This window comes from Streptomyces sp. 142MFCol3.1 (assembly GCF_000424945.1).
GTDB lineage: Bacteria > Actinomycetota > Actinomycetes > Streptomycetales > Streptomycetaceae > Streptomyces > Streptomyces siamensis.
This window is the reverse complement of record NZ_AUKV01000008.1, coordinates 155,587-180,372: the sequence shown is the minus strand read 5'-3', so window position 1 is coordinate 180,372 and position 24,786 is coordinate 155,587. Positions and strand designations below refer to the sequence as shown.

Annotated in this window: 22 protein-coding genes; 10 read left to right on the top strand and 12 right to left on the bottom strand. The window is 72.5% G+C overall.

Translation table 11 applies throughout. The features are described 5' to 3' along the window. Nucleotides 1-111 precede the first annotated feature (111 nt). Together H305_RS0113660 and H305_RS0113655 are read right to left on the bottom strand one after the other, a co-directional pair. The gene (locus H305_RS0113660; RefSeq protein ID WP_028800893.1) at nucleotides 112-1,947 is read right to left on the bottom strand and encodes an alkaline phosphatase D family protein; all 1,836 of its coding nucleotides are present in this window, start codon (nucleotides 1,945-1,947) and stop codon (nucleotides 112-114) included. Between the two features lie 112 nt (nucleotides 1,948-2,059). Then, nucleotides 2,060-2,704: an HNH endonuclease family protein gene (locus tag H305_RS0113655; RefSeq protein ID WP_028800892.1), complete on the bottom strand. Its 645-nt coding sequence runs from the start codon at nucleotides 2,702-2,704 to the stop codon at nucleotides 2,060-2,062. Between the two features lie 491 nt (nucleotides 2,705-3,195). Here H305_RS0113655 and H305_RS0113645 point away from each other — a divergent pair, with 491 nt between their 5' ends. Together H305_RS0113645 and H305_RS0113640 are read left to right on the top strand one after the other, a co-directional pair. Continuing rightward, a complete protein-coding gene (locus H305_RS0113645; protein ID WP_028800891.1) occupies nucleotides 3,196-3,777 on the top strand; it encodes a TMEM165/GDT1 family protein in 582 nt (193 codons plus the stop codon). A gap of 269 nt (nucleotides 3,778-4,046) precedes the next feature. Next, nucleotides 4,047-4,709 (top strand): HAD family hydrolase, encoded by a 663-nt coding sequence (locus H305_RS0113640; RefSeq protein ID WP_028800890.1) that lies wholly within the window; start codon nucleotides 4,047-4,049, stop codon nucleotides 4,707-4,709. Nucleotides 4,710-4,910: 201 nt separating this feature from the next. Here H305_RS0113640 and H305_RS0113635 read toward each other — a convergent pair whose 3' ends face one another. Then, entirely contained in the window at nucleotides 4,911-6,026 is a 1,116-nt protein-coding gene (locus tag H305_RS0113635) for a peptidoglycan-binding domain-containing protein (protein WP_028800889.1), read from the bottom strand. 165 nt (nucleotides 6,027-6,191) lie between these two features. Between H305_RS0113635 and H305_RS45720 the strand changes: the two genes are divergently transcribed. Next, nucleotides 6,192-8,360 carry an MDR family MFS transporter gene (locus H305_RS45720; RefSeq protein WP_078629030.1) on the top strand — a complete coding sequence of 723 codons (2,169 nt, stop codon included), beginning with the start codon at nucleotides 6,192-6,194 and terminating at the stop codon, nucleotides 8,358-8,360. 178 nt (nucleotides 8,361-8,538) lie between these two features. On the opposite strand, the gene H305_RS0113625 is transcribed toward H305_RS45720, so the two are convergent. Continuing rightward, entirely contained in the window at nucleotides 8,539-9,084 is a 546-nt protein-coding gene (locus H305_RS0113625) for a GNAT family N-acetyltransferase (protein WP_028800888.1), read from the bottom strand. A gap of 173 nt (nucleotides 9,085-9,257) precedes the next feature. On the opposite strand from H305_RS0113625, the gene H305_RS0113620 reads away from it, so the two are divergent. Beyond that, nucleotides 9,258-9,935 carry a hypothetical protein gene (locus tag H305_RS0113620; RefSeq protein ID WP_028800887.1) on the top strand — a complete coding sequence of 226 codons (678 nt, stop codon included), beginning with the start codon at nucleotides 9,258-9,260 and terminating at the stop codon, nucleotides 9,933-9,935. A gap of 5 nt (nucleotides 9,936-9,940) precedes the next feature. Beyond that, entirely contained in the window at nucleotides 9,941-10,816 is an 876-nt protein-coding gene (locus H305_RS56015) for a hypothetical protein (protein WP_324608095.1), read from the top strand. Nucleotides 10,817-10,985: 169 nt separating this feature from the next. On the opposite strand, the gene H305_RS0113610 is transcribed toward H305_RS56015, so the two are convergent. After that, nucleotides 10,986-11,390, bottom strand: a complete 405-nt coding sequence (locus H305_RS0113610; RefSeq protein WP_028800886.1) for a DUF1992 domain-containing protein — start codon at nucleotides 11,388-11,390, stop codon at nucleotides 10,986-10,988. A gap of 119 nt (nucleotides 11,391-11,509) precedes the next feature. On the opposite strand from H305_RS0113610, the gene H305_RS0113605 reads away from it, so the two are divergent. Beyond that, a complete protein-coding gene (locus tag H305_RS0113605) occupies nucleotides 11,510-11,905 on the top strand; it encodes an FHA domain-containing protein (protein ID WP_028800885.1) in 396 nt (131 codons plus the stop codon). Nucleotides 11,906-11,947: 42 nt separating this feature from the next. On the opposite strand, the gene H305_RS0113600 is transcribed toward H305_RS0113605, so the two are convergent. The 3 genes from H305_RS0113600 to proP form a co-directional block, all read right to left on the bottom strand. After that, nucleotides 11,948-12,619: an O-methyltransferase gene (locus H305_RS0113600; protein ID WP_028800884.1), complete on the bottom strand. Its 672-nt coding sequence runs from the start codon at nucleotides 12,617-12,619 to the stop codon at nucleotides 11,948-11,950. A 109-nt stretch (nucleotides 12,620-12,728) separates the two neighbouring features. Further along, nucleotides 12,729-13,859: a DUF2330 domain-containing protein gene (locus H305_RS0113595; RefSeq protein WP_028800883.1), complete on the bottom strand. Its 1,131-nt coding sequence runs from the start codon at nucleotides 13,857-13,859 to the stop codon at nucleotides 12,729-12,731. Nucleotides 13,860-14,002: 143 nt separating this feature from the next. Further along, nucleotides 14,003-15,397 (bottom strand): glycine betaine/L-proline transporter ProP, encoded by a 1,395-nt coding sequence (gene proP, locus H305_RS0113590; RefSeq protein WP_028800882.1) that lies wholly within the window; start codon nucleotides 15,395-15,397, stop codon nucleotides 14,003-14,005. 483 nt (nucleotides 15,398-15,880) lie between these two features. Here proP and H305_RS0113585 point away from each other — a divergent pair, with 483 nt between their 5' ends. After that, complete coding sequence (locus H305_RS0113585; protein ID WP_028800881.1) at nucleotides 15,881-17,926, top strand: bifunctional glycosyltransferase 87/phosphatase PAP2 family protein; 2,046 nt, start codon at nucleotides 15,881-15,883, stop codon at nucleotides 17,924-17,926. On the opposite strand, the gene H305_RS0113580 is transcribed toward H305_RS0113585, so the two are convergent. Both H305_RS0113580 and H305_RS0113575 read right to left on the bottom strand, forming a co-directional pair. Then, on the bottom strand, nucleotides 17,880-19,490 hold the full coding sequence (locus H305_RS0113580) for a hypothetical protein (protein ID WP_199791398.1): 1,611 nt from the start codon (nucleotides 19,488-19,490) through the stop codon (nucleotides 17,880-17,882). The two genes, H305_RS0113585 and H305_RS0113580, sit on opposite strands and share 47 nt — an antisense overlap. 152 nt (nucleotides 19,491-19,642) lie before the next feature. Further along, nucleotides 19,643-20,062, bottom strand: a complete 420-nt coding sequence (locus H305_RS0113575; RefSeq protein WP_028800879.1) for an ATP-binding protein — start codon at nucleotides 20,060-20,062, stop codon at nucleotides 19,643-19,645. A 92-nt stretch (nucleotides 20,063-20,154) separates the two neighbouring features. On the opposite strand from H305_RS0113575, the gene H305_RS0113570 reads away from it, so the two are divergent. Together H305_RS0113570 and H305_RS45710 are read left to right on the top strand one after the other, a co-directional pair. After that, complete coding sequence (locus H305_RS0113570; protein ID WP_028800878.1) at nucleotides 20,155-21,003, top strand: helix-turn-helix domain-containing protein; 849 nt, start codon at nucleotides 20,155-20,157, stop codon at nucleotides 21,001-21,003. Next, on the top strand, nucleotides 20,963-21,241 hold the full coding sequence (locus H305_RS45710) for a DUF397 domain-containing protein (RefSeq protein WP_037763768.1): 279 nt from the start codon (nucleotides 20,963-20,965) through the stop codon (nucleotides 21,239-21,241). Before H305_RS0113570 ends, H305_RS45710 begins: the two co-directional genes overlap by 41 nt. Here H305_RS45710 and H305_RS0113560 read toward each other — a convergent pair. Next, nucleotides 21,225-22,394 carry a steroid 3-ketoacyl-CoA thiolase gene (locus tag H305_RS0113560; RefSeq protein WP_028800876.1) on the bottom strand — a complete coding sequence of 390 codons (1,170 nt, stop codon included), beginning with the start codon at nucleotides 22,392-22,394 and terminating at the stop codon, nucleotides 21,225-21,227. The two genes, H305_RS45710 and H305_RS0113560, sit on opposite strands and share 17 nt — an antisense overlap. A gap of 263 nt (nucleotides 22,395-22,657) precedes the next feature. Between H305_RS0113560 and H305_RS0113555 the strand changes: the two genes are divergently transcribed. Further along, on the top strand, nucleotides 22,658-23,893 hold the full coding sequence (locus H305_RS0113555) for a cytochrome P450 (protein ID WP_028800875.1): 1,236 nt from the start codon (nucleotides 22,658-22,660) through the stop codon (nucleotides 23,891-23,893). Between the two features lie 132 nt (nucleotides 23,894-24,025). On the opposite strand, the gene H305_RS0113550 is transcribed toward H305_RS0113555, so the two are convergent. Then, the gene (locus tag H305_RS0113550) at nucleotides 24,026-24,712 is read right to left on the bottom strand and encodes a YoaK family protein (RefSeq protein WP_028800874.1); all 687 of its coding nucleotides are present in this window, start codon (nucleotides 24,710-24,712) and stop codon (nucleotides 24,026-24,028) included. Nucleotides 24,713-24,786: the final 74 nt, after the last annotated feature.

The window sequence follows — 24,786 nt, the reverse complement described above, 5'->3', positions numbered from 1 at the left end:
CATGCCGCCGTACGGTACGGGAACCGAGCCCCGGCGCGGATGATCCGCGCCGGGTGTGGGACGGGTCACGGGCATCACGGACAACGCGCCCAACAACCGTGCCCAAGAGGCCTATTGCGGGGTGAGTGGGGTGAGGACGGACTCCGTCACGGTCGTCAGACGGACCCGGCCGGCGATCGCGTCGCCGCTCCGGCCGCTGCCGCCGCGCACCTCCAGCGCCTGTTCGAGCCGCAGCGTCGCCGAACGCCCGCGCAGGGTCAGCGTCATCAGCTGATTGCCGAACCAGGGGCCGCCGGTCTTCCGCCAGTCCACCGGTGGCCGGGGACAGCGGCCGTGCCGGGCTAGCCGGTGCCCGAGCGTGCGGGCGAGACGGCTCCAGCCGAAACGGAAACCGAGCCGTATGGAGAGCGGGATCCGGTTGTGGACCGGTGAGCAGGTCAGCTGGAGGACCGTGGCCTCGGGCCGGCGACCCGGCCACGACGGCTCGGCGACGTAGGCGTGATGGACGTCCCCGGACAGCACGAGCACGGTCGCGGGAGCCCCGGCCCCGGCCCCGGCCTCCGCGGCCCCGGTCCCGGTCCCGCCTCCAGCCCCGGACTCCGCTCCCGCCCCGGCCATCTCGGCCCCGGCTCCCGCCGGGGTCCCCGACCCCGGTTCCTCCGGGGCCCGCGTCCCCGACCCCGCTTCCTTCGGGGCCCGCGTCCCCGACCCCGCTTCCGCGATCAGAGCCGTCAGCGACTCGAAGGACGACGGGAACGCGGCCCAGTGCTCCAGATCCGCCCGCCTGCGCAGCCCCTCGCCGAACCGCGCCCATCGAGCGCCCCGTTCGCCCCGGCACAGCGCGGCGTTCCACGTCTCGGCGTCGTGCACCAGCGGCGGCAGCAGCCAGGGGAGCGAGGTGCCGATGAGGAGGTGGTCGTACGAGCCGGGCGCGTCCAGCGCCTGTTCCCGCAGCCACCGCTCCTCGCCCGGGTCCAGCATCGACCGGTTCGACTCCTCCAGGACGCGGGCCGCCCGGGTGTCGAGCATCAGGACCCGGGTGCGGCCGAAGTCGCGGCGGTAGCTCCAGCGCACGGAGGCCGGGTCGACGTCGGCCTGGGCGGCGAAGGCGCGCAGTACATCGGTGCCGTCGGGCGTCTCGCGCACCGCGGCGTACAGGAGGTCCTCGGACAGCTCGCGCGGGGAGAGGTTGCCGAGGTGCTGGTGGACCCAGTACGACATCAGGCCGCTCAGCACCCGCTCGCGCCACCACGGGGTGGCCCGCATGTCGGCGACCCAGGCGGCGCTGGTGTTCCAGTCGTCGATGACGTCGTGGTCGTCGAAGATCATGCAGCTGGGCACGGTGGACAGCAGCCAGCGGATCTCGGGATCGAGCCAGGACTCGTAATAGAGGCGGGTGTATTCCTCGTAGTCCGCGACCTGGTTGCCCGGGGGGTCGGCGAGACCCCGGCGCACCGCGATCCACTCCCTGGTGGCGCTGGAGACCTCGTCCGCGTACACCTGGTCGCCCAACAGCAGCAGCACGTCCGGGCGTTCGCCGTCGGGGTCGGCGGCGATGCGGGCCGCGAGGGTGTCCAGGGCGTCGGGCCCGACCGGGTCCTTCTCGTCCGCGGGCGGCGCGGCCCAGCGGCAGGAGCCGAAGGTGACGCGGACCGGGGCGTCGGGCTCGGGGGTGCGGACCACCGAGGGCGGGAAGGGGGAGTCGGGCAGCGGCCACACGGTGGTGCCGTCCAGCACGACCTCGTACGTGCGGACGGTGCCCGGTGTCAGTCCGTCGACCGGCACCAACGCGTAGTGGTGGCCGCCGACTTGGAAGGTCTCGGCGCTGCCGTGGGCGCCGTCGGCGCACCGCACCTCGGCGGTGCACGGACGGCTCGTCTCGACCCAGAAGGTCGCTGACGAGCCGTCGACATACCTCAGCAGCGGTCCCAGGCGCAGCTCCGCCATGTGATCACCCCTCCTCCGTCGCCCCGTACGGTACGGAACGAGGGGGGCCGGTGGGGAGGTTCCGGAAACAGCGCGCTGCGGCGGAGCGGCGCGCGGGGCGGGACCGGCCGGGTCAGCAGCCGCTGAGCACCGAGCTGAGCTTGGACTTCTCGGCCGAGTCGACCGAGAGGTTGTAGTAGTACTTCACCTGGACCCAGGCGCGGACGTAGGTGCAGGCGTACGAGCTGAGCGGGGGCATCCACTCGGCCGGGTCCTGGTCGCTCTTCTGCTGGTTCACGTTGTCGGTGACCGCGATGAGCTGGGGGCGGGTCACGTCGTTGGCGAACGCCTGGCGCTGTGCGGTGGTCCAGGCGCCGGCGCCGGAGTCCCAGGCCTCGGCCAGCGGCACGAGGTGGTCGATGTCCAGGTCGGAGGCGGCGGTCCAGGTGGCGCCGTCGTAGGCCGAGCGCCAGGTGCCGCTGGTGGCCGCGCACGCGGAGTCGGTGACGACGTTCGTACCGTCGCGCTTGAGGATGTACTCACGGGTGTTGCAGGTGCCGCTGATGGTGATCCACGTGGGGAACAGATCACGGTTGTAGCCCGTGCGGTTCTCCGTCGCCACCTTCAGCGAGGCGAGGTAGGTGCGGGCGGTGGCGGCGCTGACCGGGGTCGGCAGTGCGGCGGAGGCGGTCGGGCCGTTGAAAATCCCGGCCATGGCTATCAGGCCCGTGACGGCTGCGAGTATGCTCAGTCGTCGACGCGCGTAGACCTTTGGCATGCGAACTCCCTTGAAATGGGGGGCCGTTGGGGGTGAGCGAGCACATGCTTGCGGCGGCGGATTTCCGGAGGGTGTGGCTCGGGTTAGAAGTTAGTGACGTGCACATGACACGACAAGGTGTGTGGCGGGATCTCCGCGAGGTCCCCACGTCGCCGGTGGGCCCCTTTGTCGCGTTGCGCCGGATGTGACCAAAGTCCCTGCCGGGGCCGGGCGGGCGTCGCGTAGCATGGACGGCGCAGAAGGGGAGTAGCTCTTCGCCGGACCGTCGACATACTGCTCAGCTCGTCTGAGCCGGCGCCCGGAGGCAGACCTCGTCCACGAGGCCGGCCAGCGAGACCTTCGGCAAGCAGTGCACCACCCGTGCCGTGTCCTTCGGTGTGGGTGCTCTCGCCCGCGCCTTTCGGCGTGGGCGCCGCCGTGTGCTGTCGTGCCGAGGTGTCGCAGCGCAGCAACAGCACTCTCGGCGGGGCAGCCCGACCGATTGAGGACTTTTGATCAGCATCAGCGTGATGGCGCTCGTCTTCGGTGTCGTCTTCCTTGCCGAGCTGCCGGACAAGACCGCGCTCGCCGGGCTCGTCCTCGGTACCCGCTACCGCGCCTCGTACGTCTTCGCCGGTGTCGCCGCCGCGTTCGCCCTGCACGTCGCGCTCGCCGTCGCGGCGGGCAGCGTCCTGACCTTGCTGCCGCAGCAGATCGTGCACGCGCTCACCGGCGTGCTCTTCCTCGGTGGCGCCGCGGTCCTGCTCATGAAGAAGGACGAGGACGAGGAGGAGATCCGCAAGCCCGAGAACCAGAGCTTCTGGAAGGTCTCCGGCGCGGGTTTCATGCTCATCCTCGTCGCCGAGTTCGGTGACCTGACCCAGATCATGACGGCGAACCTCGCCGCCCGCTACGACGACCCGCTCTCCGTCGGCCTCGGTGCCGTCCTCGCCCTGTGGGCGGTCGCGAGCCTCGGCATCGTCGGTGGCAAGGCCCTGATGAAGCGGGTGCCGCTGGAGCTGATCACCAAGGTGGCGGCCGTGCTGATGCTTGGACTGGGGGTCTGGAGCCTGTACGAGGCGGTCACGGGCTGACCTCCCGCCGCGCCGCCGGGCCGCGCGGCGGTGTCGCCGGGCCGGGCGGCCGGAGGGTGTCGCGTCGGTGTCCCGGCGGTGCCGTCCGGGTGGCCGCCCGGCGCGGGGGTGTCGATCCGCAGGTCAGGCCCGGTGGCGCGGCACCCCTCTTGTTTTGTATCGTAAGAGAACAAAGTGGCTCCCGTCCGCACCTCCCTGACCGGCGGACGGGGCCGCCTTGTTCCCAGGGGCGTCCCCGTGCCCCTTTCCCGCGCCTTGGAGCATTGCCGATGACGACGGCCCCGACCGTTCTGACCGCCCGCGCCCTCCTCCTCGACATGGACGGCACCCTCGTCAACTCCGACGCCGTCGTCGAACGCTGCTGGCGCCGCTGGGCCGACCGTCACGGCCTGGACGGCGACGAGGTCATGAAGGTCGTCCACGGCCGGCAGGGCTACGCCTCGATGGCGATGCTGCTGCCGGACCGGCCCATGGAGCAGAACCACGCGGACAACGTGCGCATGCTCGCCGAGGAGACCGCCGACATGGACGGCGTCGTCGCGATCGCGGGCGCCCACGACTTCCTGGCCTCCCTCGTGGGGCTGCCGCACGCGCTCGTCACCTCGGCGGACGTGGCGCTGTCCACCGCGCGGATGGCCGCCGCCGGACTGGAACTGCCCGACGTGCGGGTGACCGCCGAGTCCGTCGGGGCGAGCAAGCCCGATCCCGAGGGGTTCTTCAAGGGGGCGGCGGAGCTGGGTGTCGCTCCCGAGGACTGTCTCGTCTTCGAGGACTCGGGGGCGGGGATCGAGGCGGGCAAGGCCGCCGGGATGACGGTGGTGGGGATCGGCCCCCGGGCCGGACTCCACGGCCCGGACGTCCTCGTCGCCGACCTGACGCAGGTCCGCGTCGTGCCCGCGGAGGGCGGCACCCTCCGCCTCCACTTCGGCTGAGCCCCGCCCATGCCGGCCGCCGCGCGAACCCCGGCTCCGTCGCCCGGGCCCGCCCCGAGCTGCTCCGCCCGGTCCGGGCCCCGGCTGCTTCGTCTCAGCTGAGACCGGCCGGCGCGGAGGTCCGAGGACCCGCCTGGGGGGCCGTCCTCGGAGGCGGGACACGTCGGGGGATCCCGGCCACGCGCCGGCCTCGGCGGGCGCTCACGGTTCCGTCGTCTCCGACTCCAGGCTCGCCCGGGTGAACCGCCCGTAGACGCCCATCTCGTCGCCGGAGATGCCCCGCGCCCACTGGTAGCGGCGAACGGCGTCCTCGACGTGCCTGCCGAACCGGCCGTCCGGGCCGCCCTGGTAGAGCCCGAGCTGGCGCAGCCGCAGCTGGAGTTCGGTGACCTCGGGGCCCCGGTCGCCGCGCCGCAGGGTCGTGGCGCCGATTCCCTCGGACGTGTCGCTCGGCGGCTGTGCCGAGGCGGTGGTGCCCGCCGTGCCGGACGACTGCGTGGGGCCAGCCGTCGAGCGGGACGGGCTCGGCGACGCGCTCGACTCCGGCGCCGACTCCGACGTCGAGGGCGACGGGCTCGTGCTCGGCGACGCGGAGGCCGACGCGCTCGGTGCCTGTGTCGCGGGGGCCGACGCACTCGCCGAGGGGGACACCGAGGCCGCCTCGGACGACGAGTCCGGCACGCTCGCCCGCACGTCCTTCGGCAGCGCCGTGTCCCGTGCGGGGGTGTCGTACGAGAACAGTCCGCTCGCGAACCCCGCCGCTGCCGCCACGGTCGCGGTGGCAGCGGCGGCGACCAGGACCGCGGTACGGCGACGGCGTCGGGGCCGCCCGTCCGGGGTCGTCGGCCGGCCGGCCTCCCGGTGCCGTCCCCGGCCCTGCCCGGCCCCTCGCTCCTGCTCCTGGAAGAGACGTACGTCGGCGGCGCGCGGCTCGGACGGCAGCGCTGCGAGCCGCATGGTCGCGTCCGGCGGCACGGCCTTCAGCCGCACGGTGGCCGACGGGTCCCCGTCGGCACCCGTCGCTTTGGCCGTCGCGGCAGGGCCGGCGCTCCCGGAGGGCGCGCCCTCGCCGGGAGACGCGCCCGCCGCGGGCCTCTGGGTGCCCGGAGTCTCCGAGGTGCCCCCGGCGCCTGCCGCACCCAGTTCCACGTACGGACGTATGCGCAGGGGGTCGAAGTCCCCCGCCGCGGCGGCTTCGGCCGTGCGGGCGTCGCGGAGCGCGTCGGACGCCCGTCGTGCGCAGGCGCACGACGGGGTGCCGTCCGGCGCCCTGGGCGTCTCGCACTCGGGGCAGACATGCCCGTTCGGATCAGTCACGCGTGGGTCCCTCCCCCTGAAGCTCCAGAGATTATCCGGATGTCCCTCACGGAATCTCCAAGGAGCCCCCCGGAATGCATGCTTCCGGACGACTCGACAGGCCATAACGGGTCACACCGACCAGGATGGTGGTTGACCGGGACCCTCGGGGCTCAGGGAGGCCGAATGACCGGGGATGCGCACGGCGCGGACATACCGGGCGGGCCGGACGCGCCGGGCGGCGCGGACACGCCCGCCGGACCGGACGGGGCGACAGGACCGGGCAGGGTGACGGCCGTCAACGAATCGGCCGTGCGGCGCCGCTCCGCGGCCGCTCTCGACGCGCGCGACCACGTGCACGGCAGCGTCTTCGTCTCGATCGGCGCACTGCTGCTCGGCATGCTGCTCGCCGCGTTGGACCAGACGATCGTGTCGACGGCGCTGCCCACCATCGTCAGCGACCTCGGCGGCCTGGAGCACCTGTCCTGGGTGGTGACGGCGTATCTGCTCGCGTCGACCGCGGCGACCCCGCTGTGGGGCAAACTCGGCGACCAGTACGGCCGCAAGAAGCTGTTCCAGACGGCGATCGTCATCTTCCTGATCGGCTCCGCGCTGTGCGGCATGGCGCAGAACATGGGCGAGCTGATCGGCTTTCGCGCACTCCAGGGAGTGGGCGGCGGCGGCCTGATGGTGCTGTCGATGGCCATCGTCGGCGACCTCGTGCCGCCGCGTGAACGGGGCAAGTACCAGGGGCTGTTCGGTGCAGTCTTCGGCGCGACCAGCGTGCTCGGACCGCTGCTCGGCGGGCTGCTCACCGAACACCTCAGCTGGCGCTGGGTCTTTTACGTCAACCTGCCCGTGGGCGTCGTCGCCCTCGTCGTGATCGCGGTCGTCCTGCACATCCCGGTGAAGTCGGCCCGGCACGTCATCGACTACCTCGGCACGTTCCTGATCGCCGCGGTCGCCACCTGCCTGGTGCTGGTGGCCTCCCTCGGCGGCACCACCTGGAGCTGGAGCTCGCCGCAGATCATCGGGCTCGCGGTGCTGGGGGTGGCGCTGGCCTTCCTGTTCGTCGCCGTGGAGCGGCGGGCGGCCGAACCCGTCCTCCCCCTGAAGCTGTTCGGCATCCGCACCTTCACCCTGTCCGCCGTGATCAGCTTCATCGTCGGCTTCGCGATGTTCGGCGCGATGACCTATCTGCCGACCTTCCTCCAGGTCGTCCAGGGCGTCTCGCCGACCTGGTCCGGTGTGCACATGCTGCCGATGGTGTTCGGACTGCTGCTGTCCTCCACCTTCTCCGGGCAGGTGGTCAGCCGCACCGGCCGCTGGAAGGTGTTCCCCGTGGTGGGCACGGGGGTGACCACCGTCGGCCTGCTGCTGCTCCACCAGATGGACGAGAACAGCAGCACGGGCGAGATGAGCGCGTACTTCTTCGTCTTCGGCCTGGGGCTCGGCCTGGTCATGCAGGTCCTGGTGCTGATCGTGCAGAACGCGGTGTCGTACGAGGACCTCGGCGTCGCCACGTCCGGTGCGACGTTCTTCCGATCCATCGGCGCCTCGTTCGGCGTCGCCGTCTTCGGCACGGTCTTCGCGAACCGTCTCGGTGACAACCTCGTCGTCGCACTCTCCGGGCAGGAGCTCCCCCCGGGCCTCACGCCCGACGCCCTCAAGGCCGACCCGAAGGGCATCGCGGAGCTGCCGTCCGCACTGCGCCAGCCCGTCCTGCACGCGTTCGCGTCGTCCATCACGGACGTGTTCCTGTACGCCGCTCCGGTGGCCCTGCTCGGCTTCGTGCTCGCCTGGTTCCTGCGCGAGGACAGGCTGCGGGGCTCGGTGACGGCGCCGGACGTCACGGAAACGCTCGCCAGCAACCCGGTGGAGCGGTCGTCGTACGACGAGGTGTGCCGGGCGCTGTCGGTGCTCGGGACCCGCGAGGGGCGGCGGGAGATCTACGAGAAGATCACCGCGCGGGCGGGCTTCGACCTGCTGCCCGCGGCGAGCTGGCTGCTGCTGCGGATCAAGAAATACGGGTGGGCGGAGCCCGCGGAGCTCGCCGAGCGCAGTTCCGTGCCGTTGCCCGTCATCCTGGACGCGGCCCGGCAGGTGGAGGAGCGCCGGCTCGCCCTGCGCGAGGGACTCGACCTGGTGCTGACCGAGGAGGGCCGGGAGGCCGCCGAGAGGCTGGCCAAGGCCCGTGAGGATTCGCTCGCCGAGCTGCTCGGGGACTGGTGGGGGCCGGACCGGCCGACCGACCTGGCCGGGCTGGTCGAGGAGCTGAACGCGGAGATGTGCGGCTCCGACGCGGAACGGCCGCACGACGGCTCGGTGCCCGGCCCGCAGACCAGGCCGACCTGAGAGCGGCCCCGGCCCAGTGCCGCGACAGGCGACGTTCGCCCCGTCGCCAAGCCCGGCACGCGCTCTCGCCGCACCGGCCGAAAGCCCAGGTACGTCCGGTACGAGGACTTCCGTCCAGCACGACGAGAGCACGCACCGGACGCCGTTCCATGACGGGCGGACGTCGCGTGCCGCGGCACTAGTCCGCCGGCCGGCCCGTCAGTTCCTTCCTGAACCAGTGCTCGGCGTACACGTCGTCGTTGTGCGCCGCGGTCTCCCGGTAGCCGTGCCGGGCGTAGAGCGCGCGGGCCTCCACGAGGTCGCTGCGGGTGTCGAGGACGAGCCGCTCGGCGCCGAGGCCGCGGGCCGCCTCCTCGACGGCCGCCAGCAGGACGGGGGCGCCGCCCCTGCCGCGCAGTTCCGCGCGGACGAAGACGCGGCTCAGTTCGCCCGTGGTGGCGTCGAGCATCCGTACGCCGGCGGTGCCCGCGGGCTCGCCCTCGTACCGCGCGACGAGCAACACCCCGGTGGGCGGCGCGAATTCGCCGCCGGTGCGTGCCGCGATCTCACGCTCCAGCTCGCCCGGGTCCGTCGTGCGTCCCTCGTGCAGCAGGTACCAGCGGTCGCTGACCTCCGTGTAGTACGCCCGCCACAGCGCCGCCGCCGCGGGGGAGTCGAAGGGCTCGGGAGCGACGGTCCAGGAGGGCGTCGTGCGGGTGGCGTTGTCGGCGGGGGCGTCGGTCATGCCGGTCATTGTGGGGAGGCGGGTCCCCCCGCCCGCAAGTGGATTACGGCGGGCCCCGCGGCGAGGGCGGCGGGCCGGCGGGCGTGCGCGGTGCGGGGACCGTTTGGGGAGCGCTTTGCGGGCAACCCGGTTCCCGAACCGGCCCGTTGGGTCGAGAACCCGGGAAGGCATCCATGTCCACAGGCGTGATCATCGCTCTGATCGTGATCGTGGTGGCCGTTGTCGTCGTTGCGGCCACCCTGACCCTTCTTGCTCAAAGGCCGCAGGGCGGGCGCAGTCTGCGGCGGCGCTTCGGACCCGAGTACGAAAGGACCGTCGCCCGGCACGACGGCGACACCCGGGCCGCCGAACGAGACCTGGCCGAGCGGGTGAAGCGGCACGGGGCCCTGCGCAGGCAGCCGTTGCAGCCCGCGGCCCGCGAGGAGTACGCGAACCGCTGGACGGCCGCCCAGGAACGCTTCGTCGACTCCCCGCGAGAGGCCGTGGCCGAGGCCGACCGGCTGCTCGGCGAGGTGGCGGGCAGGCGCGGCTTCCCCGACGGCGGCCGGTACGAGGAGCAGATCGACGCCCTCTCGGTGCACCACGGGCACCACGTCCACGGCTACCGGCGCGTGCACCGTGTCGCGCAGGCCGAAGCGGCGGAGAACGGTGCCGGCACGGAGGAGATGCGCAAGGCCATGATCGAGGCCCGCGCCCTGTTCGAGGAGCTGGTGGCCCCGGCGCGGCAGGACGATCCGCGGCATCGCACGGAGGAGGCGCAGACCCCGGAGACCGACTCCCAGCAGCCGGTCTCCGGCAGCCGTTCCCCGCTGCCCTGGGCGTTCAACCGCCGTCAGGTGAAGGGGAGTTGACGAAGATGAACGACAGGACACCGGACCAGGGTCCGGAGCGGACACCGTCGCGTACGACCGGGAAGGACCCGGTGGACCCGGCGTTCCGGGCGGCGGCGGAGGAGGCCGCGGCGGCACGCGCCGGGGAGCCGGAGGGCTCCGTCACCGCGCCCCGGGAGGGCGTGCGTGCCGCCGGCGGTGCGGTGCGCGAAGAGCGCCCGGGCCGGACCGACGCGGTCGGGACACCCCGCGAGGGCGTCGGACCGGCGGGCGTGGGCCGCACGGGCACGGACGGGCGTGGCCGGGGCGGCGACGTCCGTACCCGCGCCGACGAGGACCGCGTCGGCGGGCGTGCCGACGCCCCGGCCCGCGGTGGCGACGGCCTCGGCGGCGACGGCCTCGGTCGCGACGGCATCGGGAAGTCCGGTGACCGGAAGTCCGGTGACCGCACCGCGGGAGCCGAACGCGTCGGCCGCGGCGAGGGTCTCGGCGACCGTGCCCGGACCGCCACCGGTGCCACCGGTGCCAGGGGCGTCACGGGTGCCGCCGAGGGCGGCACGGGGAGCGGGCGCGCCGACGGGCACGGCGGCGGCCGGCCCGCGCAGGACGCCGGACGGCCGGACACCCCGCTGCTGGCGAAGGACGAGAGCGACACGTTCGCGCTGCGTCTGCGGCACGCGCTCGGCGGGTTCGTCGACGGGCCGAGGGACTCCGTGGAGGAGGCCGACCACGTGCTGGAGGAGCTGGCCGGGACGTTCACGGAGGCCGTGACCCGGCGTCGTCGCACCCTGCGCACGGTCCTCCAGCAGGGCGAGGGCAAGGAGGCGGGCGCGGACACCGAACAGCTGCGTCTCGCACTGCGGGACTACCGCGAGATCACCGAGCGGCTCCTGCACCTGTGAGCCGTGTCCCGCACCGTCGTCGGCGATGGTGCGGGGCACGTTCCGCACGGTCGGCCACGGCCGGCCGTGCCACGGGGCCGCGTCCCGGACCATGGTCCGGGACGCGGCCCCGTTCGGACTCCCGCAGCCGGGTTGCCCCTGCCGGCCCGGGCTGCACCCGGGCGGCCGGTCATTCCTCCCGGGCTTCGCGCCACTCGCGCACGACCGCTTCCACGTCGTACGGCTTGAGGCCGAGGGGCGGTCCCGGCGGGGGCTTGAACATGACGTCGCGGATCTTGGTGTTGATGTCCTCGACGATGCGGCGCACGACGCGTTCCGAGGGTGCCGCGGCGGCCGCGGCGAGCGCGTCCTCCGCCTCCTTGCGCAGGGCGAGGGTGGGCGGCAGCACGGACAGCCCCTCGCGGGCCATCTTCTGCTTGATCCACCACAGTTCGTCGTACGACGTGTCGTTCCCGTGCGGCAGCGGCTTGCCCGCGCCCGGGAGCTCCGCGAACTCGCCGCGCGCCTGTGCCTCGCGGATCTGTTTGTCTATCCAGGACTCGAAGCTGACACCGGGTGGCTTTCGCTCGGTCATGGGTCCATTGTGCCGGAGGCCGCACGGCGGGGCGATCGGTCGAATTATCATGCGGCGGCGGCGCGGCGACGGCGCGCCGTGCCCGGACGACGGGACCGGCACAACACGAAGGAGCGCGCGTGCTCGAACTCACCATGGCCTCGGTGTCCGGGGCGGACGCGGGTGCGACGGCCGGGATGCTGATGGCCGACGCGCCGAGCGACCCCGGAGCCGTGTTGCGGGTGGGCCGGGACCGGGCCGTGTGCCGTCTCGCGACTCCCGACGACTGGCTGTTCGTCTCCCGGGTCCATCTGGAGTTCCTGTGCGGCCCGGAGGGCACCTGGCAGGTGACCTGGCTGCGCGGCTCGCACTCCGAGCCGTCCTCCGAGGTGCGGCTGACGCTGGCCGGGCAGCAGGCGCAGACCCTCCCGTACGGGGGGACGGCGAAGCTGCCGGCGGGCGGTTCCGGGGAACTCGTCATCCAGGACCGCGGCGGCCCGCGCACGGTGAACGTGGGCTTCTACCACGAGTCTTGAGGGGTTTCCGGTCCCGGGCGGCGGCCCCGCCGTCCGGGACCGTCAGGCCACCACGCGGGCCAGCGCGAACCCGTCGTACCCCTTGCTGCCCACCGTCTGGATCGCCGTGCCGCTCAACTTCGGGTGCTTGGCGAACAGTTCGAGCGCGGCACGGGTGCCGCGGACGCTCGCGTCGGTGCTGTCCGCGTCCGTGACGGCGCCGCCGCGCACGACGTTGTCGAGGACGATCAGGCTGCCGGGCCGGGTGAGCATGACGGCCCACTCGACGTAGTGCGGGTTGTTCACCTTGTCGGCGTCGATGAAGACGAGGTCGAACGGCTCCGGATGCTCGTCGGCCAGTTTCGGCAGGGACTCCAGGGCGGGGCCCACCCGGACCTCGGCGATCTTTTCGAGGCCGGCGCGGGCGAGGTTGCGGCGGGCGACCTCGGCGTGCGCCGGGTCGTACTCCAGGGTGATCAGCCGGCCGTCGGCGGGCAGGGCGCGGCCCAGCCAGATGGTGCTGTAGCCGCCGAGGGTGCCGATCTCCAGGACGCGGCGGGCGCCCTGGAGCTGGGCGAGGAGGTGGAGCAGCTTGCCCTGGTTCGGCGCGACGTTGATGCGGGGCAGGCCGGCTGCGTCGCTCTCGCGCAGGGCTGCGGCGAGGGCGTCGTCGTGGGGGGCGAGGAGGGTGGCGAAATAGTCGTCGACGTCGTTCCAGAGCTGCGACTCGCTCATGCACCATGCCTTTCGTATGCCTAGTTAGATGCCCTAACTAGTTATGGTGGTGAATGTAGTCGCGGCTCCGGGCACTCGCCAGCCGGTTTTCCGCGGGGCGCGTCGGACGTCAGCCGATCGGCGGCGGAGCGTGCACCGGGGGCGGCGGCAGCACCGGGCGTCGCCGGTGGGCCCGTACGCGCAGCGCGATGACCGTCAGGGCGGCGGCGAGCACCGCGCCGACCGTCAGCAGCCAGGCCGGGACCGGCCCCGCCGTCAACAGCCGGTCGTCGTAGATCACCTGACGGTACGTCGCGTCGGTGGCCGTGCGCCGCAGCCGGTGGTCGCCAAAGATGCGCGAGGGCTGCGGGAACTCCTGGTCGAGGGCGGTGAGGAAGTCGGTGCCGTCGGCCGTGAGCCCGGCCAACGGGCCCGGAAGGGCGGAGATCCGGCCCGCGTACGTGATCCGGGGCGCGTCGCCGCCGATCGACGAGGCCGGCTCCATGCGGTGCGCGGCGAGGACGTACAGGCCAAGGGACTGCGGTGTCCGGGCGAGCCGGGACAGCCGCATCGGGTACACCGGTTCGTCGCTGGCGAAGGTGAGGTGGAGCGGGTCCAGGGTGCCGCCGAGCGGGGCGCCGTCCTGCTCGGGGGCGAGCCGGATCGCCACGTACTCCCAGCCCTGGTCGACGTAGGGCTGGAGCGCTTTGTCGAGCCGTGCGGGGAGCGAGAAGCCGTTCTCGGCGAGCCAGTCGCCGAGGGCGCCGGAGTCGGTGGCGGTCAGGCGGGCCACGTCGAAGGGGCCCAGGCGTTCGCGGCCGACGACGTCCACGGAGGGCGCCGTCGCGCCGGCCCGCGGGGCGTCGGCGGTGTCCCCGTCACCGGCGAAGGGCCAGTCCCCGGAGTCCGGCCAGAAGTGGTGGCGTGTGCGGTGCTCGGGCGCGACGGCGTCGTCGAGCAGGCCGAACAGCTCGCTGTCGCCCAGCTTCACGGTGGCCCGGTGCGGAACCGGCATGATCCACGCGGCCTCGCGGGAGTCCCCGGTGACCGTCAGGCGCATCACGATCTGTTCCTGACGGCCGTCGAAGCGGACCACGGACATCTCGCGGTCCACGGTGACGTGCCGCCGCGCGTCCGGCACCATGGCGCCGCATCCGCAGGCGTACGCCGGTGCCACCAGCGATCCCAGCTGGAGCCCCAGCAGGGCCAGGACGACGACCAGCAGCCGTCCCCGTACGAAACTCGACCGATCCGCGCGCATGTCCCCCGTGGTCCTTCCGTCGTGCCGTCGGAACAGGGACTCAGACGGCGTCGCGGAGGCCGCGGTTCCACGGCGACGGGCGCCGGCGCAGGGCTGTGACCCGGCGTCGGCGCCCGTGGCGGCCAGGTGGTTCGTGCTCCGCGTCAGCGGTCGGCGGGCTCCACGGACGGCGCGGACCCCGGCAGCGGGCGCCCGGCGGACTCCGACATGAACCAGACCGCGACGCCTCCGATCACGGCGGCGGCCATCATGTAGTAGGCGGGCATCATCATGTTCCCGGTCGCCCCGATGAGCGCCGTGACCACCAGCGGGGTGGTGCCGCCGAACATCGACACGGAGATGTTGAAGCCGATGGACAGCGAGCCGTAGCGGACCTTCGTCGGGAAGAGCGCGGGCAGCGCCGCGGGCATCGCGGCGGTGAAGCAGACCAGCAGCAGGCCGAGGGCGGCCATGCCGAGAGCGACCGCGAACAGGCTGCCCTGACGGATCAGCAGCAGCGCGGGGACCGACAGGGCCAGGAACCCGGCACAGCCCGCGAAGATCAACGGGCGGCGGCCGATCCGGTCGGTCAGCGCACCCGCGAAGGGCTGCACGACCATCATCAGCACCATCACACCGAGGACGACGAGCAGACCGTGCGTCTCGTCGTACTTGAGCTCACTGGTCAGGTAGCTCGGCATGTACGACAGCAGCATGTAGTCGGTGACGTTGAAGACCAGGACCAGGCCCATGCACAGCAGCAGCGCACGCCACTGGCCGGCGACCGTCTCGCGCAGCCGCACCTTGGGGCGCGACTTCTCCGCCTTCTCGACCTCGGCGGCGAACGCCGGGGTCTCCTCCAGGCGCATCCGCAGGTAGAGGCCGATGATGCCCATCGGGCCCGCGATCAGGAACGGCACACGCCAGCCCCAGGACAGCAGGGCGTCGTCGGAGAGCAGGGCGGTCATCAGCGTGACCAGGCCCGCACCGCCGATGTAACCGGCCAGCGTGCCGAACTCCAGCCAGCTGCCGAAGAATCCGCGCTTCTTGTCGGGCGCGTACTCGGCGATGAACGTCGAGGCGCCCGCGTACTCGCCGCCGGTCGAGAAGCCCTGGACGAGGCGGGCGGCGAGCAGCAGGATCGGGGCGCCGACGCCGATCGTCGCGTAGGAGGGGATCAGGCCGATCGCGAACGTGCCCGCCGCCATCATGATCATGGTGAGCGCGAGGACCTTCTGGCGGCCGACGCGGTCGCCGAGCGGTCCGAAGACCATGCCGCCGAGCGGGCGGACGAGGAAGGCCGCGGCGAAGGCGCCGAAGGTGGACAGCAGCTGCGCGGTCGGGTTGCCGGACGGGAAGAAGACCTTGCCCAGGGTCACCGCGATGTAGCTGTAGACACCGAAGTCGAACCACTCCATCGCGTTGCCGAGCGCTGCCGCCTTCACGGCGCGCTTGACCAGCGCCGGGTCGGTGACGGTGATCTCCGGGGGAGCGGCAGGCGCGGGGGTGGCGGCGCGCGGCGCGGGGACGGTGGGGGCTACGGGCGTGGCGGTCGGCAAGGGCCTTCCTTCCGTCGGGGACAGGGACACGGTTCGCGGGGTGGCGGACCCGGGCCCACCGGAGGCGGACCCGGGGCGCCGGGCGGACCGCGGCCCGCCGGGCGGCGGGGCTCGGCCACCCGGGGCGGACCGGGCCCGCTCGGAAGCAGGCCGAAAAGCGACCATAGGGGCACTCCGTGCCATTACGTGGAGTGGCCGGCCTGCCGCGCAGTGCACATAAATGCCGCGTGCGCAGGGGCGACGGAGAGATCGACAAGTGCTTTCGGGGCCGCCGCCTGTGACCTTTGTCGCGGGCCGGGGAGGGAACCGGCCCGCCCGCGCACGGTCGTCTTCCGGACAAAAGGGCGGAGGCCGTCAGGTGAAGCGGGGGTTGCCTGCGTCTCTCGACGGGGGCGGTGCGAGCCTCATAGGGTCCCGAAAGGGACAGATGTACGAGACATACAGGAACACGCGGGACGGATGGGGCGGGAGGGCCGACGGAGCGTGGGGAACGCGGAGCGCGGCGGACGAGCAGGCAATGCCATCGGGGCGGGAGTCGTCGGGACGACGGGAGAGAGACTGCGCGCCGCCCGTGTCGGGCTGTGGCTGATCGCCACGGTCCTGGCGGTGCGGCAGATGGCCGCGGTCCTCAGCGCCCCCAGCACGGACCGGCTGACGGACCTGGAGACCTGGGTCGGACCCGACGGCGTCCTGCACGTGAAGGGCTCCCTGTACGACTCGACGCAGTTCACCGGCACCCCCTTCGCGGGACTCGTCCTCAAACCCCTCACGCGCGCGGCCGAGCAGGCCCTCGGCTGGGGCTGGACCTTCGGCACACTGCTGCTGGTCGTCGCGCTCGGCGTGGTCGCCGCACGCGCCCTGCCGCAGCCGGTGAGCCGCCGCACCTCGCTGCTCGCCGCGCCGGTCGCGATCAGCCTGCTGATGCTGTCGCTGCCCGTCCGCAACGCCCTCTACCTGGGCCAGACCAGCATCATCCCGGTGCTGCTCGTCCTGCTCGGCTGCTTCGCCGTACGCGGGGAGCGCGCCGCCGGCGCCATGATCGGTCTCGCCGCGGCCCTCCAGCCGACCGTCCTGCTCTTCGCGCCGCTGCTCTGGTTCACCGGCCGCCGCCGCGCAGCCGCGTCCACCGGGTTCACCTTCGGCGGCATCACCCTGCTCGCCTGGGCGGCGCTGCCGCACGACTCGAACACGTACTGGGTGCACCACTTCGCGGGCGTCGGACTCGGGCAGGAAGCGGACGACCTCACCAACCAGTCCCTGCACGGCGCGCTGCTGCGGCTCGGGCTGAGCGGCCCGCCGGAGATCGGACTGTTCCTCTTCTTCGGGGCGGCCGTCGCCGTCCTCGGACTGCGCCGCGCCGTGCGCTACGCGAGGGACGGCCAGCTGCTGCTCGCCGTGGCGGTCACCGGCTGCGTCGCCGTCGCCGTGTCGCCCACCAGCTGGCAGCACCAGCTGCTGTGGGTGCTGCCGGCGGTGGTCGGCCGGGTCGGCAGGAAGACCTCGGACCGCTACATGTGGCCCGTCGCCGTGGTCCTCGTCATGACGCTGCCCGCGAAGATGATGCTGCCGAACATGACGTCGCTCTACCCGCTGCGCGACAACGTGGTGCTGCTCGCCGCGCTCGCCGCGGCCACCGTCGTCCCGTTCCTGTCGCGCACCTCGGAGCACTACCGGGCACCGGTGCCCACCGACTACGCGCGGCCCGTGCCCACCCGCTTCGGGCGGGTGCCGCTGCTGCCGTTCCCCGGCCGGGTCCTGACCCGCCCGAACCTGCTCCTCGAACTGCTCCTGATCCGCGTCGGCTACTCCGCCTACCAGCAGGTCCGGCTCGCCGCGACCGGCGGCACCAACTCGGGCGGCCGGGCCACCGCGGAGCACCACGGCGACCAGATACTGGCCATCGAGCGGTTCCTGCACATCGACATCGAGCACTGGGCCAACCACGCGGTGGTCGAGGTCGGCTTCCTGCGGGACTTCTTCGACTTCTACTACGAGTCGTTCCACTTCGTCGTCCCGCTCACCGTCCTCGGTGTCCTCTACGCCCGCCGGCCCGCCGACTACCGCTGGGCGCGCTCGGCCCTCGGCCTCGCCACCCTGCTCGCCCTCGTCGGCTTCTGGCTCTACCCGCTCGCCCCGCCGCGCCTGATGCCGGGCCTCGGCGTCATCGACACGGTGCACGGCGTGCAGGACTTCTCGCAGCCGGACTACGGCACGCTGACCGCGCTCACCAACCAGTACGCGGCGATGCCCTCGCTGCACTTCGGCTGGTCCCTGTGGTGCGGGCTCGTCATCGCGATCCTGGCGCCCAAGTGGTGGATGAAGGCACTGGGCCTGCTGCACCCGCTCTGCACGGTCTCCGCGATCGTGGCGACCGGCAACCACTGGGTGCTGGACGCGGCGGGCGGCGCGGCCGTCGTCGCGGCGGGCTTCGGCCTGACCTACCTGCTCCAGGGGCCCCGGACGCCGGGCAAACCCGTGGAGGTCAGCACGAAGGAGCCCGCACCGGCGAGGGACCGTACTCCGAACTGATCCGGTACTCGCCCGGCTCGGACACCGTCAGCCGCGTGAACTCGCCCTCCTTCGCCAGGCAGCCGCCCTCGGCGCGCAGCCAGGGCGAGTACGCGATCCGCACGGTGACCGGGCCGGGCCTCGGTATCCGTATCTCGACGTCGGCGCCGGAGCTGCGCAGCACCGAGGCGGGGGACGACACCAGCGGCACCGCGTCGCGCACCCGGAACACCCGCCAGTGCGCGTCGCTCCACACCGGCTCCAGCCACGCGGGCCGTTCACGCACCAGGCGCGCCTCGTCCCGCGCGTACCCGTCCGGCGTGCCCGAGGACAGCACGACGTAGCCGACCGCCCACCGGTCCAGCCAGGCCCGGTAGGACGCCTCGGAGAAGGTGCCGTCGTAGAAGAGCCGCCCGCGCTCCATGTCCAGCTGGCGGTTCCAGCCGCGGGCCAGGTTCACGTGCGGGGCGAACACGGTGGCCTCGCGGTGGTTGCGGGCCGGCACCGCCTCGACCCGCCCGCGGTCGGCGCCCAGCCGCTCCAGCGCCCCGATCACGCCCTGTGTGTCGGCGGCCCAGGCGGGGACCGCCGTCGAGACCACCAGGTCGTCGGCGGTCTTCTTGCCGACCCAGGCGACGGAGAACACCAGCGCCGCGACCAGCAGGGCGCGCCGCAGCCTCTTCGGCCGGGAGACGGCGAGCAGCGCGGCCAGCAGCACGGCGGGTGCGAACAGTTCCGCGAACCGCTCGACGTTCGTGCCGACCGGCGAGGCGACCAGGTACGTGAGGACGGTGCCGGCCGCGTAGACGACACCGCTCCACCGGGCCGCCCGCCAGCCGCGCGGTGCCAGCGCGGCCACCGCGAGCCCGAGGAGCACGGGCGGCCAGACGCGGGCCGGCGGCATCAACTGCTCGCCGGTGAAGGGGAACAGCACGGTGGTCGCCCCGACCACGGCGCACGGCGGCAGCAGCAGGACGCAGGCCCGCACCCGGTCGCGTTCCGCGAGGTACGCGGCTCCCGGCACCGCCAGGAAGAGACCGGCCACCGGGCTCGCGGCCGTCGCGAGAGCCGCGTACCCGGCCGCGAGCGGCCCGCGCCGCTCGCCGGTCAGCAGCACGCAGGCCGCGAGCCCGAAGGCGACGCCGAGGGCGAAGGTCGTCCGCCCCGACGCGACGTTGCACCACAGCGCGAGCGAGGCGAGCAGGGCCGGACCCGCCGGCCGCCGGACGCCCGCGCGTCCGATCAGCACGGCGGCCAGCCAGGACGCGGCCAGGCCTGAGGCCACGGTCACCGTGCGCACACCGAGCACGGCCATCAGGTACGGGGACATCAGGCTGTAGTCGGCGGTGTGCATCCCGCCGTACCAGAACAGGTTGTACGCCGATCCGCCGTGCCGGGCGGCGAATCCGGCCCAGGCCTCCTGGGCCGCCAGATCGCCGCCGCCGGTGGCGAGGAACACCCACCACACCGCGTACAGCGGGAGCGTGGGCACGGTGGCCAGCAACGGCAGCCGGTGGCGGCGCCCGAACGCCCGGACGGGCCGTCCTCGGCGCCCGGTCGCCCGGTCCGGCCGGACGGGGATCAGGGCGGTCGGTTCGGCAGGGACCACGGCTCGGCGTTTCCGTTCGAAGTCTTCGAAGGTGTGGGTGTGCTGTGCCACGTGGGAGGACGCGAAACGGACCGGACGCGTTCATCGGGGCCGCACAGGAAGCCGTTCCCCGCGGCCGGGTGCCCGGCTCAGGGGGCGGAGCACTCGAACCACACGGTCTTGCCGCCGCCCGGCTCGGGATCCACCCCCCACTTGTCGACCACCGCGTCGAGCAGGACGAGCCCGCGGCCGCTCTCCGCCTCCGGCCGCAACCCGGTCCGGGCGGCGGGCAGTTGCGGGTGACCGTCGGTGACCTCCCCCCGCACGCCCGCCGCCAGCCGCAGCAACACCACCACGCAACGGCGGTCGGGGACATGGCGGACGACGTTGGCGAGCAGCTCCGTGAGCGCCAGCTCCACGGCGTCCGCCGCCTCGGCCAGTTCCCATTCCTCCAGGCACGAGCGGGCGATCCGGCGGATGTGCCGGGCCGAGTGCCCGCCCGCGGTGAGGCGGATGCGGTACTGGGCGGGACGGGGGCCCAGCAGCGTGGGGGGAAAGTATTCGTTCACCCTTCGAGGCTGGCCCCGCCCGACTACTCTGGGCTACCGAACGGATGCAACTGGTACCGCTGTTGGCCGAGCCGTACGAGAAGGGGCCGTGCGTGACCCACATCAGCGCCCTCGACCCGGGTGCCTCGCCGCTCGACTACTACGGCTTCGAACTGCGCCGCCACCGCGAGGCCGCCGGGCTCACGCAGAAGCAGCTCGGGGACATCGTCAACTACACCGGTTCGCTGGTCGGCCAGATCGAGACGGCCCGCAAACTGCCCACGCCCGAGTTCAGCGAACGGGTGGACGCGGCGCTGGGGACGGGCGGGTTGTTGTCGCGGTTGGTGGGGCTGGTGTTGCGGAGTCAGCTTCCGGGGTGGTTCCAGCAGGTGGCGGAGTTGCAGGCCCGTGCTGCGGAGATCTACTCCTTCGAGACGCAGATGGTGCACGGGCTCCTGCAGACCCCTGCCTACGCACGAGCCGTCCTCGGTACGTTGAACCAGGCTGACCTTGATGACCGTACTGCTGTCCGGCTGGCCAGGCAGGGCATCTTGGACAAGGGGGAACCGCCTGTCTTTTGGGCGGTATTCAGCGAAGCCGCGCTGCTCTTGGAGATCGGTGGTCCGAAGACCATGCGAGAGCAACTGATGCATCTGTTGTCCTTTGAGGGCAACCCTCGCGTCAATGTCCAGGTGTTGCCGCTTTCGGGAGGAGCCCATGCGGGGTTGCAGGGGTCGTTCGACCTCTATCGCTTCGCCGGTGATCCCTCCATCGTCTATACGGAGGGCTACGGAAGCGGGCACCCCACCGCCAATCCGGACACCGTCAAGGACTGCTCGCTCCGTTACGATCATCTGCAGGCCGCCGCGCTGTCGCTGAGGGACTCGGCGAGGTTGATCCGGCGCACGATGGAGGAACGCTATGGCGAACAAAGCGCTCGCGACGGGGCTCCAGTGGCGTAAGTCCAGTTACAGCGGGGACCAGGGGGGAAACTGCGTCGAATGCGCGCCTATGGGCTCCCTCGTCTGGCGCACAGCCTCGTACAGCAGCGACCAGGGCGGCGACTGCGTCGAGGTCGCCGAGACCCCCCACGCCACCGTCGCCGTACGCGACTCGAAGAACCCGGCGGGCCCGGCACTCGCCTTCGGGCCCGCCGCGTTCACCGGATTCGTCGCCTGGGCGGCTACAGCCGCTGGATGATCGTCCCGGTGGCCAGTCCGCCGCCGGCGCACATCGTGATCAGCGCGAACTCCTTGTCCGTACGCTCCAGTTCGTGGAGCGCGGTGGTGATCAGGCGGGCCCCGGTGGCCCCCACCGGGTGTCCCAGCGCGATCGCGCCGCCGTTGACGTTGACCTTCTCCAGGTCCTGCTCGAAGACCTGGGCCCAGCTCAGCACCACGGACGCGAAGGCCTCGTTGATCTCGACGAGGTCGATGTCCTTCAGGGACATCCCCGCCTTGCCCAGTACCGCGCGCGTCGCGTCGATCGGGCCGTCGAGGTGGAAGTGCGGGTCGGAGCCCACGAGTGCCTGGGCGACGATCCGGGCCCGCGGCTTCAGCTTCAGTGCGCGCGCCATCCGCTTCGACGCCCACAGGATGGCGGCGGCGCCGTCGGAGATCTGCGAGGAGTTGCCCGCCGTGTGGACCGCGGTCGGCATCACCGGTTTCAGGCGGGCCAGCGCGTCCATGGAGGTGTCCCGCAGTCCCTCGTCCCGGTCGACGAGGCGCCACATGCCCTGTCCGGCCCGCTGCTCCTCCTCGGTGGTCGGCACCTGGACGGCGAACGTCTCACGCTTGAAGCGCTCCTCGGACCAGGCGATCGCCGCCCGCTCCTGCGAGATGAGACCGAGCGAGTCGACGTTCTCGCGGGTCAGGCCGCGGTGGCGGGCGATGCGCTCCGCCGCCTCGAACTGGTTGGGCAGGTCCACGTTCCACTCGTCGGGGAACGGCTTGCCCGGACCGTGCTTGGAGCCGGAGCCCAGCGGCACCCGCGACATCGCCTCGACACCGCAGCTGATGCCGACGTCGATGACGCCCGCCGCGACCATGTTGGCCACCATGTGCGAGGCCTGCTGCGAGGAGCCGCACTGGCAGTCGACCGTCGTCGCCGCCGTCTCGTAGGGCAGGCCCATCGTCAGCCATGCCGTGCGGGCGGGGTTCATCGACTGTTCGCCGGCGTGCGTCACCGTGCCACCGACGATCTGTTCGACGCAGTCGGCGTGGATGCCGGTGCGGCCCAGGAGCTCCCGGTAGGTCTCGCCCAGGAGATAGGCGGGGTGCAGATTGGCGAGCGCGCCGCCGCGCTTGCCGATGGGGGTGCGTACAGCTTCGACGATCACGGGTTCGGCGGCCATTGGGGGTGGGTCCTCTCCTCCGTTACCCGCGCGGCGCGGGCGTCCCGGCCCACCCGCCACGCAGAACTAGTACGCGTTCTAGTTCTGTGTGCAGTCTGCTGACATCGCGTCCACCACCGCAAGGGTCGTGCAGCCTCGGAAGTCGCGATCTGCACGAATTCCGCACGCAATTGGGGATGCCGCGCCTCTTGCGAGTTGTGGAACCCGTTACTACCTTCACGGCAATTCCTGATGGACCGTCAGATGGCTGGAGTGAGTTGCCGATGCCCTGTCCAGCGCTCCCCGACGGGTTCGACTTCACCGACCCCGATCTGCTGCGCGACCGTGTGCCCCTGCCGGAGTTCGCCGAACTGCGCCGCGTCGAACCGGTCCACTGGGTGGCCCAGCCGTCCAATCTCGCCGGTTTCCAGGACGAGGGCTACTGGGCCGTCACCCGGCACGCGGACGTCAAGTACGTCTCCACCCACCCGGAGATCTTCTCCTCCACCGTCAACACGGCCATCATCCGGTTCAACGAGCACATCGAGCGCGACGCCATCGACGCCCAGCGGCTCATCCTGCTCAACATGGACCCGCCCGAGCACACCCGCGTCCGGCAGATCGTGCAGCGCGTCTTCACCCCGCGCGCCATCCGCGCGCTGGAGGACACCCTGCGCACCCGCGCCCGCGCGATCGTCGAGACCGCCCGCGCCCGGTCCGGCTCGTTCGACTTCGTCACCGAGGTCGCCTGCGAACTGCCCCTCCAGGCGATAGCCGAGCTGATCGGCGTCCCACAGGACGACCGCGCCAAGATCTTCGACTGGTCCAACAAGATGATCGCGTACGACGACCCGGAGTACGCCATCACCGAGGAGGTCGGCGCCGAGTCGGCCACCGAACTCATCGCCTACGCCATGAACATGGCCGCCGACCGCAAGCAGTGCCCGGCCAAGGACATCGTCACCACGCTCGTCGCCGCCGAGGACGAGGGCAACCTCGCCTCCGACGAGTTCGGCTTCTTCGTGCTGATGCTCTCCGTCGCCGGGAACGAGACCACCCGCAACGCCATCACCCACGGCATGCACGCCTTCCTCACCCACCCCGGGCAGTGGGAGCTGTACAAGAGGGAGCGCCCGGCCACGGCCGCCGAGGAGATCGTCCGCTGGGCCACCCCCGTCGTCTCCTTCCAGCGCACCGCCACCCAGGACACCGAACTCGGCGGCAAGCAGATCAAGAAGGGCGACCGCGTCGGCATCTTCTACTCCTCCGCCAACCACGACCCCGACGTCTTCGACCACCCGGACGTCTTCGACGTCACCCGCGACCCCAACCCGCACCTCGGCTTCGGCGGAGGCGGCCCGCACTACTGCCTGGGCAAGTCCCTGGCCGTCCTGGAGATCGACCTCATCTTCAACGCCATCGCCGACGCCATGCCCGACCTCCGGCTCACCGGCGACCCGCGCCGGCTGCGCTCCGCCTGGATCAACGGCGTCAAGGAACTCCAGGTCAGCCACCGCTGAGCGACGCGGTCACACGCTCGGGCCGACGGACTCCCGGTGCCGTCGGCCCGTCCCGCGGGAGGCAGGGGCATCCCCCCTACGCCCCGCCCCTGCCTCCCGCGGGGCGCCGACGCGGGCGTGTCCCGTCCGCCGTCACTCGCGGCCCGACGCCGTCACCGCGAGCACCCCGGACAGCAGCGCCGCGACCAGCAGCGGCAGACCCAGGCCGTGATGCAGCACCAGCCACGCGCCGAGCACCGCGCCCGCCAGCATCGCGACGACCGAGGCCGTACGGCGGGGGGAACGGCTGCCCTGCCCGCCGCCCAGCCGCGAGTCGGCGGCCAGGCCCGTGAGCGTCATCGTCAGCACGGTGGTCGTCAGATCCGGCACGCCCAGCTTGCGGACGGTCGCGTTGCGCAGGCCCATCGCGAAGGCCGTCACGGCGATCAGCGTGTACACGGTGCCCGTCCTGCCGGGTGCGAGGTGGGCCGCCAGTGCCGTCGCGCCGACCAGGAGCGCCTCCGCGCAGAGGATGATCCGCACCCAGGTGCGGCGGGAGCCCGTGCCCAGCCGCCGTCCGGAGCGCCCGCCCGCCGCCGCCCCCACCAGGAACGACCCCAGGGACACCAGCGAGTGCGTGGTGGAGAAGCCCGGCGCGCCCGCGGCGGCGAAGCCGAGGACCACCACATTGCCGGTCATGTTCGCCGTGAAGACGTGGCCGAGTCCCAGATAGCTCACCGCGTCGACGATCCCGCTGACGACCGTGAGCCCCAGCAGCACCCCCACCAGCCGCAGTCCGCGCTCCTCCCGGTCGTGCGGCTTCTCCGTCTCCGTGGGCATCGGGCCTCCGGTCAGCGGGACAGGCGTGGTGGAACCAGGTCCACCACGAACGCGGGGGATCGCCGGATGTCGAC

Excerpts from the sequence above, each read along its gene's own strand:
- H305_RS0113660 (WP_028800893.1), bottom strand. The coding sequence starts at position 1,947 with ATGGCGGAGCTGCGCCTGGGACCGCTGCTGAGGTATGTCGACGGCTCG.
- H305_RS0113655 (WP_028800892.1), bottom strand. The coding sequence starts at position 2,704 with ATGCCAAAGGTCTACGCGCGTCGACGACTGAGCATACTCGCAGCCGTC.
- H305_RS0113640 (WP_028800890.1), top strand. The coding sequence starts at position 4,047 with ATGACGACGGCCCCGACCGTTCTGACCGCCCGCGCCCTCCTCCTCGAC.
- H305_RS45720 (WP_078629030.1), top strand. The coding sequence starts at position 6,192 with ATGACCGGGGATGCGCACGGCGCGGACATACCGGGCGGGCCGGACGCG.
- H305_RS0113625 (WP_028800888.1), bottom strand. The coding sequence starts at position 9,084 with ATGACCGACGCCCCCGCCGACAACGCCACCCGCACGACGCCCTCCTGG.
- H305_RS0113620 (WP_028800887.1), top strand. The coding sequence starts at position 9,258 with ATGTCCACAGGCGTGATCATCGCTCTGATCGTGATCGTGGTGGCCGTT.
- H305_RS56015 (WP_324608095.1), top strand. The coding sequence starts at position 9,941 with ATGAACGACAGGACACCGGACCAGGGTCCGGAGCGGACACCGTCGCGT.
- H305_RS0113610 (WP_028800886.1), bottom strand. The coding sequence starts at position 11,390 with ATGACCGAGCGAAAGCCACCCGGTGTCAGCTTCGAGTCCTGGATAGAC.
- H305_RS0113600 (WP_028800884.1), bottom strand. The coding sequence starts at position 12,619 with ATGAGCGAGTCGCAGCTCTGGAACGACGTCGACGACTATTTCGCCACC.
- H305_RS0113595 (WP_028800883.1), bottom strand. The coding sequence starts at position 13,859 with ATGCGCGCGGATCGGTCGAGTTTCGTACGGGGACGGCTGCTGGTCGTC.
- H305_RS45710 (WP_037763768.1), top strand. The coding sequence starts at position 20,963 with ATGGCGAACAAAGCGCTCGCGACGGGGCTCCAGTGGCGTAAGTCCAGT.
- H305_RS0113560 (WP_028800876.1), bottom strand. The coding sequence starts at position 22,394 with ATGGCCGCCGAACCCGTGATCGTCGAAGCTGTACGCACCCCCATCGGC.
- H305_RS0113555 (WP_028800875.1), top strand. The coding sequence starts at position 22,658 with ATGCCCTGTCCAGCGCTCCCCGACGGGTTCGACTTCACCGACCCCGAT.
- H305_RS0113550 (WP_028800874.1), bottom strand. The coding sequence starts at position 24,712 with ATGCCCACGGAGACGGAGAAGCCGCACGACCGGGAGGAGCGCGGACTG.